The organism is Flavobacterium sp. NKUCC04_CG, from assembly GCF_019345525.1.
Lineage (GTDB): Bacteria > Bacteroidota > Bacteroidia > Flavobacteriales > Flavobacteriaceae > Flavobacterium.
The window spans coordinates 1-13,747 of the sequence record NZ_JAHKRA010000012.1 but is presented as its reverse complement, the minus strand read 5'-3'; the positions used below and the strand labels follow the sequence as shown (position 1 = coordinate 13,747).

Annotated in this window: 15 protein-coding genes; 7 read left to right on the top strand and 8 right to left on the bottom strand. The window is 36.4% G+C overall.

The window, feature by feature from the left end; genetic code table 11:
* The first annotated feature begins 451 nt into the window (after positions 1-451).
* The 5 genes from KO524_RS10440 to KO524_RS10420 all read left to right on the top strand — a co-directional run bounded on the left by KO524_RS10440 (position 452) and on the right by KO524_RS10420 (position 4,490).
* Positions 452-940: a hypothetical protein gene (locus KO524_RS10440; protein WP_219293752.1), complete on the top strand. Its 489-nt coding sequence runs from the start codon at positions 452-454 to the stop codon at positions 938-940.
* A 287-nt stretch (positions 941-1,227) separates the two neighbouring features.
* Positions 1,228-1,665: an Rrf2 family transcriptional regulator gene (locus KO524_RS10435; protein WP_219293750.1), complete on the top strand. Its 438-nt coding sequence runs from the start codon at positions 1,228-1,230 to the stop codon at positions 1,663-1,665.
* A 298-nt stretch (positions 1,666-1,963) separates the two neighbouring features.
* Positions 1,964-2,686 carry an iron-sulfur cluster repair di-iron protein gene (gene ric / locus KO524_RS10430; protein WP_219293748.1) on the top strand — a complete coding sequence of 241 codons (723 nt, stop codon included), beginning with the start codon at positions 1,964-1,966 and terminating at the stop codon, positions 2,684-2,686.
* Between the two features lie 152 nt (positions 2,687-2,838).
* Entirely contained in the window at positions 2,839-4,035 is a 1,197-nt protein-coding gene (locus tag KO524_RS10425) for a hypothetical protein (RefSeq protein ID WP_219293746.1), read from the top strand.
* 8 nt (positions 4,036-4,043) lie between these two features.
* Positions 4,044-4,490: a CopD family protein gene (locus tag KO524_RS10420; RefSeq protein WP_219293944.1), complete on the top strand. Its 447-nt coding sequence runs from the start codon at positions 4,044-4,046 to the stop codon at positions 4,488-4,490.
* 223 nt (positions 4,491-4,713) lie between these two features.
* Here KO524_RS10420 and KO524_RS10415 read toward each other — a convergent pair whose 3' ends face one another.
* The 3 genes from KO524_RS10415 to nirK form a co-directional block, all read right to left on the bottom strand.
* Positions 4,714-5,316, bottom strand: a complete 603-nt coding sequence (locus KO524_RS10415) for an SCO family protein (protein ID WP_219293744.1) — start codon at positions 5,314-5,316, stop codon at positions 4,714-4,716.
* 61 nt (positions 5,317-5,377) lie between these two features.
* On the bottom strand, positions 5,378-6,163 hold the full coding sequence (locus KO524_RS10410) for a formylglycine-generating enzyme family protein (RefSeq protein WP_370629731.1): 786 nt from the start codon (positions 6,161-6,163) through the stop codon (positions 5,378-5,380).
* Between the two features lie 10 nt (positions 6,164-6,173).
* Positions 6,174-7,643: a copper-containing nitrite reductase gene (gene nirK / locus KO524_RS10405; RefSeq protein WP_219293742.1), complete on the bottom strand. Its 1,470-nt coding sequence runs from the start codon at positions 7,641-7,643 to the stop codon at positions 6,174-6,176.
* A 939-nt stretch (positions 7,644-8,582) separates the two neighbouring features.
* Here nirK and KO524_RS10400 point away from each other — a divergent pair.
* On the top strand, positions 8,583-8,831 hold the full coding sequence (locus KO524_RS10400) for a hypothetical protein (RefSeq protein ID WP_219293740.1): 249 nt from the start codon (positions 8,583-8,585) through the stop codon (positions 8,829-8,831).
* Between the two features lie 106 nt (positions 8,832-8,937).
* On the opposite strand, the gene KO524_RS10395 is transcribed toward KO524_RS10400, so the two are convergent.
* From KO524_RS10395 to KO524_RS15575, 4 genes are all read right to left on the bottom strand, one after another.
* Positions 8,938-9,357 (bottom strand): hypothetical protein, encoded by a 420-nt coding sequence (locus tag KO524_RS10395; RefSeq protein WP_219293738.1) that lies wholly within the window; start codon positions 9,355-9,357, stop codon positions 8,938-8,940.
* Between the two features lie 1,239 nt (positions 9,358-10,596).
* Positions 10,597-11,028, bottom strand: coding sequence for a hypothetical protein (locus KO524_RS10390; RefSeq protein WP_219293736.1), 432 nt, complete (start codon positions 11,026-11,028; stop codon positions 10,597-10,599).
* The gene (locus tag KO524_RS15450; protein ID WP_255555233.1) at positions 11,018-11,719 is read right to left on the bottom strand and encodes a hypothetical protein; all 702 of its coding nucleotides are present in this window, start codon (positions 11,717-11,719) and stop codon (positions 11,018-11,020) included. Before KO524_RS15450 ends, KO524_RS10390 begins: the two co-directional genes overlap by 11 nt.
* Entirely contained in the window at positions 11,716-11,943 is a 228-nt protein-coding gene (locus KO524_RS15575) for an RHS repeat-associated core domain-containing protein (protein ID WP_370629730.1), read from the bottom strand. Before KO524_RS15575 ends, KO524_RS15450 begins: the two co-directional genes overlap by 4 nt.
* Before the next feature lie 180 nt (positions 11,944-12,123).
* Between KO524_RS15575 and KO524_RS10380 the strand changes: the two genes are divergently transcribed.
* Positions 12,124-12,372, top strand: a complete 249-nt coding sequence (locus KO524_RS10380) for a hypothetical protein (protein ID WP_219293734.1) — start codon at positions 12,124-12,126, stop codon at positions 12,370-12,372.
* A 563-nt stretch (positions 12,373-12,935) separates the two neighbouring features.
* Here KO524_RS10380 and KO524_RS10375 read toward each other — a convergent pair.
* Positions 12,936-13,616 (bottom strand): hypothetical protein, encoded by a 681-nt coding sequence (locus KO524_RS10375; protein ID WP_219293732.1) that lies wholly within the window; start codon positions 13,614-13,616, stop codon positions 12,936-12,938.
* Positions 13,617-13,747 lie beyond the last annotated feature (131 nt).

Here is a 13,747-nt window from a genome sequence, read left to right as displayed (position 1 = left end):
GAAAATAAACCCGTCCAAATTATGCAATTCCAGCCTCTATTTACAGCATTAAACCACTTATAACTAAGCAATTACATTATATTTGGAAAGAAATAAATCCTTAAGTGACTTTTTTTCCTTTTACAAAGATACAGACTTCATCGAAAAGTATCCCTTTTTACGCTTTTTTTATCCAGCTTTAAGTAATTGATTAGCTGATTGCTGTAAAAATATTAACACTTGGCTTTTATAAAGGCTCGTAAATGGCTTATTTTTTGCCTTTACTCTCCTGTAGATATCTCTTTAAAATTGCGCTACAAGCCACAGTACAACACTGTAATTGTTCGTAAAATAAGAAATATCCAAAAACAATAAAAGGCTTATCCTATAAAATGCTATCCGAAAAAGAGTTTGTCATAACCACTTTAAAGGAAAGTTATACTATAGACCTTAATCTAAAACAATCTCATTTATGAAAAAGATTCTTTTTTGCCTATTTGTATCAGGCTTGTTCGTTGCTCCTACCGTTAATGCACAAACTAAAAACACCTATCCCAAAGGATTTCGAGCAGGATTTGGAATCAGCACTGGCTTACCAACAGATGCTGATTATGATGCTGCCGTTGGCGTGGATGCGCGTTTGCAATACGATTTAACTCAAAAAACATCCTTGACTGCAACTTCGGGCTATACACACCTATTTAATTCGGATGGAGATTTGGGATTGGTACCAGCGAAATTAGGGTTTAAATCCTTTTTAGATAAAAACTTTTACCTACAAGGGGAAGTAGGTGCCGGATTCGGTACCCATCGCGAAATGGGCAATACCTTTATTTGGTCTCCCGCCATTGGTTTTGCCAATAAATATATTGATATCAACCTTCATTACGAACGATATAACGACTATCATACCGATCAATTTGGCCTACGGATTGCCTACGGATTTAGCCTTAAAAAATAATTGTAATTGTCCCTATCTAATTTGATAAAAACAGCTGCCTCAATTTATTGAAGTGGCTGTTTTTCGTTTTACACGAGCACTACCATACCTCCTTAGTACTTCTACACAATGGGTTCCGTTTTCCACCTCTCCCTTCCGAAAGCAGGGACCTGTATAGTAAAAAAAAAACGCTTAACATAATGCCATAGCCCTACTCTAAACCAAATACTTAGTCTATAAAATAAATTCGGACAAAATTATCCTATATTGTAAATATTCGTATCTTTGTCTTTTAAACGCTACAAATTATGTTTTCAAAAACTTGTGAATACGCTATCCGAGCAGCGATATTTATAGCCGCTGAATCTTATAAAGACCAACGAGTTGGACTGAAAGACATCGCTATAAAAATTGACTCGCCTGAAGCTTTTACCGCTAAGATATTACAAACATTAGTTAAACATAATGTAATTAATTCAACCAAAGGACCTACTGGGGGTTTTGATATTCCCAAAGATTTAATCGCGCAAATCAAGCTTGCACAAATAGTTTCGGCTATCGACGGAGATGCCATATATAACGGTTGCGCTATTGGATTGAAGCAATGTTCCGAATTGCATCCCTGTCCGGTTCACAACAAATTTAAAAATATACGCGAAGAATTAAAACTGATGCTTTGCACTACTACCTTGGAGGAATTAGCATTAGGAATAAAAAGCGGTTCCACTTATTTAAAAATTCAGTAAACTCTATGATAGAAAAAATAAAAAAATTAATAAGCCCGTCAATCAGATGATTTTTAATCTATTGGATAGCCACTGCTGTGTTGACAAAAGGTCAAATCACTTCAACGTAAACCTACAGCACAATGCTATTTCTTATGGCTTTTTTTTAAAATAATAAAGGATGAAAAAGTCCTTTATTGCGAAAGGAGTTGTAATTTAGTAATAATAAAAATCACCTGTTATCCAAAACAGGATGAATGCCAAATCGAATTTCGCTTAACACATTAAAAATATTTTAAACACAATTAGCAATTATATTATGAAAACAACCGTAAATATGACTATCGGAGAAATTGTAGCTCAGGATTATAGAACTGCTGCTATTTTTTCCAAACACGGCATCGACTTTTGCTGCAAGGGTCACCGCACTATTAAAGAAGTTTGTGAAAGTAAATCGCTTGACAGCAATCGCCTACTCGAAGTGCTGGATGAAGTATTGACACATCAAACAAGTTCATCCATCGATTATAAAACATGGCCTTTGGACTTGTTGACCGACTATGTCGAAAAAACACACCATCGCTATATCGAGGAAAAAACACCCGTATTATTACAATTTCTCAATAAATTAAGCCGTGTACATGGAAAAAATCACCCAGAACTTTTAGAAGTCGAACAATTATTTAAAGAATCTGCTCAGGAACTCGCGGTACACCTAAAAAAAGAGGAACTGATACTGTTTCCCTTTGTTCGGAAGATGGTCGGTGCACAACTCGTAAATGAAAAGGTACAAGCCGCACATTTTGGCAGCGTCGAAAATCCAGTTGCCATGATGATGGAAGATCACGATCACGAAGGAGAACGTTTTAGAAAAATTGCAGATATCACCAATAATTACACACCTCCTTCAGATGCCTGTAATACCTACAAGATTACGTATGCCATGTTGGAAGAGTTTGAATCCGATTTACACAAGCATATCCACTTAGAAAATAATATTTTATTTCCTCAATCCATCGAATTGGAAAAGCGGATGGCTTAACTTTAAGTAAAAATAGCGCGAACCATATCCCGGATTCTAATGTTCGCGCTTTAAGCTTGAGGTCGATATTGACCTGGTATTGACTGCGGACTATCACCAAGAAATTCACGATAAAAGCAGCTGTCCTATTGAAGAATAAATCGTAATTGAATATGAAAAAAAGTTGGCTAATATGTTGTCTAATCAATTTTTTCCTTGCCGCAATGATGGGGGTTTTATTGCGATATGCCTATGTGCTTCCCATAGAAATCAACTATACATTTCTACTACATGGTCACTCGCATACAGCGATGTTGGGTTGGGTTTACCTGATGTTGTATTCTTTGATATTTTACGAATTTATTCCTAAAACACCTGCTAGTATAAAGCGTTACAACCGCCTGTTTTGGATTACTCAGTTTTCCATTATAGGTATGATATTCAGTTTTCCGCTACAGGGATACGCCTTGGTTTCCATAGGCTTTTCTACCCTACATATTTTCTGCAGTTATTTCTTTTTATATCTAGTGTGGCAAGGCGATAAATCGATTTATACTCCTGAAAAAAAGCTGTTATGTACAGCGCTTTTCTTTATGTTATTTTCCACTTTGGGAGTTTGGTGCTTAGGGCCTGTTGCCGCTAGTGGAGCGAAAGGAAGTGCCTTTTATCAATCTGTTATCCAGTTCTTTATACACTTTCAGTTCAATGGTTGGTTTATATTTGGCGTATTGGCTATTTTGATAAAAAAACTGCGAGTTAACAATTGTAACCTGAACCCTATCGCATTTAAATGGTTTCTATATCTGCTTATTTTTGCTACTTTATTGACCTTTTCACTGCCATTAAGTTGGTATTTTCCCTTCACCATATTACCGTGGATTAATGGTTTGGGACTTGTCTTACAAGGTTTTAGCATCTATGCCTTTTACAGACTAATCCGACCTCACTATTCTAGCTTAATTACTTTATTTTCTAAAACAACTACTTATCTATATGCCTTTGCTTTAATTTCTCTTGCTCTAAAAATAACTATTCAATCCCTTACGTTATTTCCAGATATAAGTGCCGTTTCTCATGAAATTCGAAATTTTGTGATTGGGTTTACACACCTCACTTCTTTGGGCGTGATAACGGGATTCTTACTAGCCTTTGTCAGCGATACTCTCGCATTTCAAACTAATTTATCAAAAGCTGCCTTACTGCTTTTCTTGATTTGTTTTGCAACAACAGAAATCCTACTGTTTACACAAGGGGCATTGACTTATTTTGAACGGGGTATTTTTTCTCACTACCACCTCTTACTTCTACTTGCGAGTATTGGACTACCACTGGCATTAGCTCTGCTAATTTTATCTCTGATTAAATCTTAAAAAAAAACATCATGAGTCATCACTTACTACTAATACTGCATCTCGTTGCCGCCGCTATATGGGTAGGCGGTCATCTACTGTTATTGTGTCGTTATTTGCCACAGGCTTTACGAGACAGGGATAGTAGCATCATTTCCAAGTACGAAAAAAAATTTGAACCCATAGGCTTACCTGCGTTGTTAATACTGCTTTTAACCGGTGTTTTCATGGCTTACAAATACGGAGTCACTATGCATTCGTGGTTTTCTTTTTCGAACCCCATTGAACGCGTAGTCTCGATAAAACTGACTTTATTACTGCTAACAGTTGTTTTAGCGGTACATGCGCGATTATTTATTATACCCAAACTCAGTTCTAAAAACCTGAATGAAATGGCTATTCACATCGTGTTGATTACCTTGATTGGCCTCAGCATGTTAGTCGTAGGCTCCAGCATGCGGTTTGGAGGTATTTAATTTCAAATGCTCTATTTGTCAGAATTCAATAAACATACTTTCAACGCAACGGAAATCGGGCTTTCATACAGTGAATACTAACGATAGTTAAAGGCGTGATTGGTGCCAAAAAAAAGAGTTCTTAATTGCAAATCAACATCGAGCTGCTGAGCGCATACCGCAACATATGTCATAGTCAAAACCACCGTCCCATAACTTTTGTCTAGCTCATCCTTTGTTCTCTTTAATTATCATTGACCGCTTCGGTGATTTTTTCTATCGTTTTATCATAACTAACGCCAAGCCCCTCTTGCTGGAAATACAGTTCGCCCTCGGAATTAAACACACTAATAATGTTGGAATGCGAAAAATCAATAGGTGATATTTTTTTGTAATTCACCGCTAAAACAGCAGCAAATTCACGGGTATTATCCTCCGTAGACCGCAGGAATACCCATTGATTTCCATCCATTTTATTTTCAATGGAAAACACTTTTAAACGCTCTGGTGTATCTACTTCTGGATCAATACTCACCAGTAAAAATTTCACATGTGGTTTCGTTTTATCTGATAAATTCTGTTCGATATGCCTCATATCCGCAACCAATCGTGGACAAGCTGCTTGACAAGAAGTGTAAATCATGACCATGACCAATACATCGCCACGAAATTCTTTGAGTTCTAAATCCCGTCCATTTTGATTGGTCCATTTTGACGGAAGATTGTAAATAGACAATTCCGTAATGCTCGTATCGCTCGGTTTTAATTCCATTTCTTTTTGTTTTGTTTTGGTATTACAACCCGACATTACAAGTAATAAACCCATGAGCATTAGATATTTTTTCATTTTTATTTTTTTAAGTGTTTACGATCAATTTTTTCTGTTTTTTTAAATAACATTTAAGCAGTTATCGTTCATTTTTCACACATCGAAAACCCAAATTTTTAATATTGTAATTCGCTTTAACACTACCGCGAAACGCATACCGCATAAAAGCGGCATAATTCATCAAATCTGACGCACCTACAGAACTGCTTCCACAAAACAAATTGGAATCGCCTTGCATCGCTTTTCTCGATTCACCTGAAACGAAGACGGAGTTAAAATCGGAAGTCCATTCCCAAACTAAGCCGTGCAGGTCATAAATGCCCCAGTAGTTTTTAAAAGTACTTCCAACTGGATTGTTTTGAGTCTTTGCCCGTTCATACCAGGAGAGTATATAATTGTTGTATGCTTCCTTAGAACGTGCATCGGCCAATTTTTCATCGGCCATGGCGGCATATTCCCATTCATCGAGACTAGGCAAGCGCTTTCCTTGGCATTCACAATATTTTTTAGCCGCAAACCAAGATACATTAGTAACGGCAGCATTGGGTAAATGCGATTTCCCATAATTCAAATCACCTTCCCAATCGACAAGATAATTTCCATCAGCAAATAGTTTTTTTATACTGGAGCGCCGCCATTCTGGATGGTCCTTTAAAAAGCTTAAATACTGTTCGTTGGTCACTGGATACACGTCCATAAGAAAAGCAGCTACTGCCACTCGAGACCCATCGACATCAGCACCGTAAAGCGGTATATAACTCCCTTCCTTTACAGCTGCCATCTTGGATTGTTGTCCCCAGGCCGTTGTAAAAACAACCGTGCAAAACAAACCCAATAAAAATTTTAAATTATCGCGAACTATCATAACAAAAGCTTTATTTATTTCTCATGGCTTTAACCATATCTACAGTAACTCGGGTTTTGTTGTTCCCCCAATTATCATAGATATAAGTCAATACATTGGAAATCTCTTCATCCGATAGATTCTGACTGGTCATCACACTATTGTATTTCTCTCCATTAACAACAAGCTCTCCACTTAGCCCATGAATAACGGTACGAATAGCTCTGTTAACATCTTTGTTTAGATAGTCTGACTTTGCCAATGGTGGAAAAGCACTTGGTATCCCTTGTCCCTCAGCTTGATGACAAGCAAAACACGTTCTCATATATACGTTTTTACCCTGAACCAATTGTTCGCTTAAAGTCTTCGCGACAGCAGGTTTTTTACTCTCAGCTACTGCAGGCATACTTTGAACCGTACCTCCTTCAGGCAGATAAATTCCCTCTTGAATCGTTCCAGAATAAATCTTATCATTATTTTCACCGGTCACTTTTAAAATCCCCAATGCTCCCTTGTTAAACGCTCTAAAAATGGAGTGATCAACCAGGACAAAACTACCCGGTACATCTACTTTAAAATCGACTATAGCTGCTCCTCCCGCAGGGATTAAAGTCGTCTGAACATTTTCATTAATCTGACTCCCACCTTCGAAGTGTACCTTGTCGAAAATCTCCCCGATAACATGGAACGAAGACACCAAATTTGGCCCTCCATTTCCAACAAACAAGCGCACGGTTTCTCCAACTTTTGCCGTTAGTGCATTGTCGCCAATTAAGGCGCCTACCTTACCGTTAAAAACCACGTAATCTGGGCTTTCACTTATAGCTTTGGTCATATCAAAAGGCTGGGTACCGCGCTCGCCATAACCACCTACCGTATAAAAATCTCCTTGCATCACATAATACTCCTTATCAACAGGCGGCAATCCACCTTCTGGTTCTACTAAGATTAAGCCATACATCCCATTGGCGATATGCATACCCACTGGTGCTGTAGCACAGTGATAAACATAAAGTCCCGGATTTAACGTTTTAAACGAAAAGGTTTTTTCATGGCCAGGAGCCACTAAAGAAGATTCAGCTCCTCCTCCAGGTCCCGTTACAGCATGTAAATCAATGTTATGAGGAAGTTTATTATCCGGATGATTTTTTAAGTGAAACTCCACCTCGTCTCCCACTCGAGTTCTGATAAAACTACCAGGTACACTCCCTCCAAAAGTCCAATATACATAGTTTACACCGTCTACCATTTCACTCTCCTTTTCAATAATTTCCATATTAACTACTAATTTCATGGCTTTTCGATTGCCAACGGGAGCTGGAACAAACGGCGGCGCAGTCAATTCAGCGACCATCTGACCTTTTGTTATTATGTGTTCTCCGTTTTCAGAGACACGGCTTGTAGCGGTATCTTTACAGGAAGATAAATTAGCGATAAGGAAAACGCCCACTATTACCAAACACCATTGACTTAATTTCCGATTTACCGATTTCTTTCTCATGCGATTTAATTTTGCTGTTAGTACATTTTATACATACAAAAATAAAAGACGTTAATGTCCTTTATTATGATTTTTATCATGTAAATCAGTTTTTTTTTAACCTTTTCTACAGTTGGTTTTCATTTTTTTAAACCCGAGATATTTGATAAAAAACGATGCAAAAGGCTGCTAAAAAAACCTAAAATAGCTAAGCTGTTAAACCATGGAAAATAAAAATTATGAGTTCTACATAAATAAAACACCTGACCACATATCCAAATTTCTCCAAAATCGACGTTTCTAGGGAGGAATTCTCTTCATTTTGTCTTGAGCCCGATGCGGGCATCCAACTAACAAAGCAAAAAGTCAAGACGTTAAAATAAAAAATTCCTAAAATCACTTGACTCCCCTAAAAGATTTTAACTCCCTACGGTCAAAAACAAGATCTTTTTTCGGCTGCATTGCAGTGATTTCCTAACGGATTTTTTACAAGGTCGAAAAGATTCTGTAAAATTCAAAAGTATAGTACAACGTTAAAACTATGGTTATGTCTATCGCTGTAATTATTTAAAAATTCGTGCAACTACAGAGAGCAAAAAACAACTGTCTATATAAACACAAAAATCCCAACTTTTAAGGTTAGGATTTTTTATTTATTCATACCACACGAAGGGATTGAGTTCGTCGAATTTCATTTCGTGCGGTAGCGGGGTACGTTCGAGCAAAATTTTGTTTTCAAAGATTGAGTGTACTAAAATTCTCTTCATTTTGTCTTGACACAAAACGAAGCAAAAAGTCAAGACGCTATAAAAAATTCCTAAAATCACTTGACTCCGCCTAAAAGATTTTAACTCCCTGCGGTCAGACACAAAATCTTTTTTCGGCTGCGTTGCAGCGATTTCTTAACGGATTTTTTATAAGGTCGAAAGGATTCTGCAAAATTCAAAATTAGTGTACGCAGTGAAAACGATAGTTATCGGGAGAGTAAAACCATCCATTGATGTAGTTAAAAGATTGGTCGATGAATTAGGTACTACCGTAGGATACTTACTTGGAGAAAGCGCTCAAATTAACATCCTCAAAAATCCCGAGATGCTACATCGACTCAATGAAATTGACGACTTACCAGAAGAAGTTAACGCACATATACTCTATGCTATAGACGGATTAGTCAGAGATGCCAAAACCCGAAAATCATATTCTAAATAGTTACAAATACAAAAATCCCAACTTTAAAAGTTGGGTTTTTTGTTGTTGTCAACAGTAAGATGCTGACGACAGCAGGGTTTCTTTTTGAACAAAAACATAACTAAGATTACATTTCTTTAATATATCTGCCAGAAAAAAAATATTTAAATTTCAGAACATCTTTATTAAATAAGCCATCCCCTAATACGACATTATTAAAAGGAATTTCAAAAATTTCTCCCTCTTCATGTATTGAGCTAGGGTATATATAGCTTATATACAGATTTTTTCCAAACACACTGTCTAATTTAGGTTTAGAATCCTCTCCTCTTATATGTATTTCTTCAATTAAACTATTATTCCCGTCACATATTCTAAGGTTAATAGTTTCTCCAAAAGCTCCTTGTTCTATTTTATTGAGCGTTATAGTTTTATTTGTTGTTTTGTACTCTTGAATTAAACTTATTTTATCAACTTCACAATCACATTTTTTATCAGAACATGATGTAAGCACTGCTAAGTACAATATTAAAACAACGAATTTCATGTTATTATACTTTTAAATATTTTACTAAAGTTTGAATTAAAACTATCTAAAGTTCGTATGTAATCATATCACCGCTACCCACCGCTACCGCACGAAATGAAATTCGACGAAATCAATCCCTTCATGTGGCAAAACTAACTATATTAATCTATTTTCATCAAAATAGGAGTAATATACGAAGAAGTCTTATTCTATTTTGACAAAGTTAAACCATATACTTTTATAGATAAACTGCCTTTTTAAACACAAAACTCCCAACATAATTGAGAGTTTTTGTCTTTTCTATAGACTACGCGAGAGGACTCGCGAGGTAGCCTAGCCGGATATTTTTAATACTCGCGCACCAGCGGGGGCGGGATTAGCAGCAGAAGACATACTTAGATAATTCTTGGTATTTTACCTTTAACTTCATTTAAATTAAAATACTTTTCTTGATAACCCCGCTGCCGCACGAATCCTTTCGTGTGGCAAATCAATATTCTAATATTCAACTCTTAAACCCCCGCTGCCGAACGAATCCCCCGCTGCCGAACGAATCCTTTCGTGTGGCAAATAAATATTCTAATATTCAACTCTTAAACCGCAGTTAATATACAAAGAAACCTAATTGTTTTTTGACAAAGTTGGAAGACATCCTTTTATCTAAACTACCTTAGTAAACACAAAACGCCCAATATAATTGAGCGTTTTTTATTTGACATAGACCACGCGAGAGGACTCGCGCGGTAGCGTAGCCGGACATTTTTAATACACGCGTAACAGCGGGGGAGACTACTTGGTTGTCAAGTAAACACACGAAATCACTATTAAAAAAACAAGCATAAACACATGTAAATCAAATGTTTAATATATTAACTTAATGACGTGCTCGCGCGATAGCGAAGATTTTATCCTTCGTGCACTAGCGGGGAGGACTCGCGCGGTAGCGTAGACGAATACTTTTAATAATCCCTACCACACGAAAGGATTCGTGCGGTAGCGGGGCTTTTGGTGTAGGCTTGGATTATCTTGTGGGAGAAGGCGTAAACAGCAAATTCGATAAGAAAACCGTAACCCGTTTACTCGATATAGAAAAACTAGACCCCACAGACAAAGAACACGTTTTCGCTATGCTAGATGCGTTTCTTGCCAAAAATAAATTACAAGCTATTCTTAAATAACAAAATCCCAACTTACGGTTGGGATTTTTTATTAATTGTCACCAGCAAGATACTGGCGCAAGTGCAGAATTTTACAAAATTACTTTTTAGCCCGTAAAGTATCCTTACTAACTAAAACTCCTTTGTCAAAAAAACTAATTACATAAGTAATACTATCAAGCTTTGTATATTGAAGTCCATCTTTTAGGTCATTCTTAAAATTATCTAGCGACAAGACCTCTCCTTCTTTATCACAAAAAATTGAACTCCCTTTCCTTTTTCCATCCTCAGTATGGAACAAATTATTTAAGTTTCCATTCTCATAAAAAAGAACTATTATCCCATCGGGAATACTATCATTTTTATAATATCCAAAAGAATAAATTTTATTTTCCTTATTATTATGAAAATTTATTTCATACTTACCACAACCTATATTTGATATTTTATCGATATTATTTCCATTATATTCGATTTTACAATCTCGATTAGGATTATTCGTTCCGCACTTAGTGAAAAGGCTAACGCACATTAACGGGCATATTACGTAACTGATTAACCCCCCTATTGAATTCATATTTCATACTATTATAAGTTTCCTTTGTATTTTGTTTAAAGTTATGCCATAGCGTACCCGCATCCATTTTTAAATCCGTACCATATTTACCTCTATAAACACTACTTCCCACATCATATAAATCTTGAATACCATCTGGTACTGCTCTAAGATATCCTGCACCAGAACCCCATTCTATAGCAGTCGGTATAAAGTTTAAAACGGCTTCAAATGGCGCTTTTTTAAGATAAGATTCTCCTGCTTTTTTCATATCCGATAAAGACATTAAACTACTATCGAACCCAGTTTCTTTACTCCTTAAATCCATAGTATTATAAGCTTCTCTATCTTGCGCTACTTGGATAAAAACACTTTTCATATCATTCTCATACTCACCTGCTTTATTATCCCTAGATGCCTGTTTATATTCAACTTCAGCAGTTTTGTTTGTCTGAAATAATTTCTCTCCATCCTTATTAAAAAAGACATTGAAATCATCATCAGTTTTCTTTATCATTTCTAATTTCCCTGCTTGATTTAACTGCCAATGGTCATCATTTTCCTGTGCAGCCATCCCCGTCGGGTCAATCAAATTGATTGGATTGTTGTGTACATAGTGGTATGGAGTCCATCCTGGGAACTGTTCCGCTAACGGGTCTACGCTCAAAATATACTGGTACTCGGGTCGTAATAACGCGCACCATAATAATACATACCGGTAGCGGCATCCAATTCCTTGGCATTAAACTTATAACCGTTGTTATAGTACGTACTTTGGTTTTGCTCTACCATAAGCTCTCCAAAAGGCAGGTATTCGTAATAATGAGTCGGTTTTCCGAAATTGTCCGTAATATACGAAGAAAGATTATTCTCTTCATTTTGTCTTGACACAAAACGAAGCAAAAAGTCAAGACGCTATAAAAAATTCCTAAAATCACTTGACTCCGCCTAAAAGATTTTAACTCCCTGCGGTCAAACACAAAATCTTTTTTCGGCTGCGTTGCAGCGATTTCTTAACGGATTTTTTATAAGGTCGAAAAGATTGTGCGAAATTCAAAAGTAGTGTACGCAGTGAAAACGATAGTTATCGGGAGAGCAAAACCATCCATTGATGTAGTTAAAAGATTGGTCGATGAATTAGGTACTACCGTAGGATACTTACTTGGAGAAACCGCTCAAATTAACATCCTCAAAAATCCCGAGATGCTACATCGACTCAATGAAATTGACGATTTACCTGAAGAAGATAAAGCACATATACTCTATGCTATAGACGGATTAGTCAGAGATGCCAAAACCCGAAAAGCATATTCTAAATAGGTATAAATACAAAAATCCCAACTTTTAAGGTTGGGATTTTTGTATTATTCGTACCACACCAAGGGATTCGTGCGGTAGCGGGGATTCTTTGTTTATTCGTACCACACGAAGGGATTGACTTCGTCGAATTGCATTTCGTGCGGTAGCGGGGAGAGTTACTTAACTATTAGCTCTTTATAGATAATAAATATAACGAAATTATCCAGTAATTTAAAATTACAAATATGACTATACACCAGGCAATAAAAACATTTCTTGCTTTACTAGGACTATTTTCAATTTTTTTTATAATCTGATTCCAACGCTGTTTATTTTCAAACAGAAACCAGTTAATTACAATTAATAATACCAATACTATAATTGAAAAAGGACTAATTAAACTTTTAGGCATCAATCTAATATTAGTGAAAAAATAAAATTCATTTACCAGAGACATTAACAACCACAGATTCAAAGCTAAAACACAAATCCCAGCAACAAATTCATTTGGAAACACCGAATTATTGTTTTTTGCAATTCGATAAAAAATATAATATATATAGTAATAAATCATTTTAAAAATTTTACTTAGGTCCTCTTGGTATTAAATATATTTTATTAGGTCCTGCATCATTAACCTTATTAATTTCATTTTGAAACTTAACGCCATCATCAACATAACCTTTCAATCCTCCTGGATACATCAATTCTATTGCACTATAAGCTCCACTAACTACAACCCCATATGGACCTCCCAAAAGCCCCCAAGCCCCCATTCCTGCATTAACTCCAGCTTTTACTGGAGAAACTGAATTTTGACTAGTAGGATCTATAGATGGGTCATAATAATTTGCTATACCAATTCCATCAAAAACTAATCCAGCACCAAATCCAACTTGTCCTAATCCCTTGCCTATTTTCCCAATATTAAAAGTCTTTGTATACTGATTTCCAGCCCATGAATTACCATAATATTTAGGGCTAAATCCTTGTTTTGTAGTTGACGCCCTAAATGACCCTGGACTATTTTCTAACGCTAAAGCTCCAAAACCAAAATATCCATTTATATCACTAATATCAGAAAGTCCCATTCCTCCACCTGCTGATTCCGTAGTACCATCAGCATTATAAACAGTCCCTTCTAACTCAAAAGCTGTCCCATAATAATGCCCTTCAGGAGTATTCGTTCCATCGTACTTAGCGTCATATGAAGCTTCAGCAGTATTGTTTTTAACAATCCACCCATCACTTTCCTGCGCACTCATCCCCCCCGCTGCCGAACGAATCCCCCGCTGCCGCACGAATCCTTTCGTGTGGCAAATCAATATTCTAATATTCAACTCTTAAACCGCAGTTAATATACAAAGAAACCTAATTGTTTTTTGACAAAGTTGGA

What these genes read in the sequence shown, in the direction of transcription:
- KO524_RS10425 (WP_219293746.1), top strand. Translation starts at nt 2,839, where the DNA reads ATGAAAAAAAGTTGGCTAATATGTTGTCTAATCAATTTTTTCCTTGCC.
- KO524_RS10395 (WP_219293738.1), bottom strand. Translation starts at nt 9,357, where the DNA reads ATGAAATTCGTTGTTTTAATATTGTACTTAGCAGTGCTTACATCATGT.
- nirK (WP_219293742.1), bottom strand. Translation starts at nt 7,643, where the DNA reads ATGAGAAAGAAATCGGTAAATCGGAAATTAAGTCAATGGTGTTTGGTA.
- KO524_RS10390 (WP_219293736.1), bottom strand. Translation starts at nt 11,028, where the DNA reads ATGTGCGTTAGCCTTTTCACTAAGTGCGGAACGAATAATCCTAATCGA.
- KO524_RS10375 (WP_219293732.1), bottom strand. Translation starts at nt 13,616, where the DNA reads ATGAGTGCGCAGGAAAGTGATGGGTGGATTGTTAAAAACAATACTGCT.
- KO524_RS10415 (WP_219293744.1), bottom strand. Translation starts at nt 5,316, where the DNA reads ATGAAAAAATATCTAATGCTCATGGGTTTATTACTTGTAATGTCGGGT.
- ric (WP_219293748.1), top strand. Translation starts at nt 1,964, where the DNA reads ATGAAAACAACCGTAAATATGACTATCGGAGAAATTGTAGCTCAGGAT.
- KO524_RS10435 (WP_219293750.1), top strand. Translation starts at nt 1,228, where the DNA reads ATGTTTTCAAAAACTTGTGAATACGCTATCCGAGCAGCGATATTTATA.
- KO524_RS10410 (WP_370629731.1), bottom strand. Translation starts at nt 6,163, where the DNA reads ATGATAGTTCGCGATAATTTAAAATTTTTATTGGGTTTGTTTTGCACG.
- KO524_RS10440 (WP_219293752.1), top strand. Translation starts at nt 452, where the DNA reads ATGAAAAAGATTCTTTTTTGCCTATTTGTATCAGGCTTGTTCGTTGCT.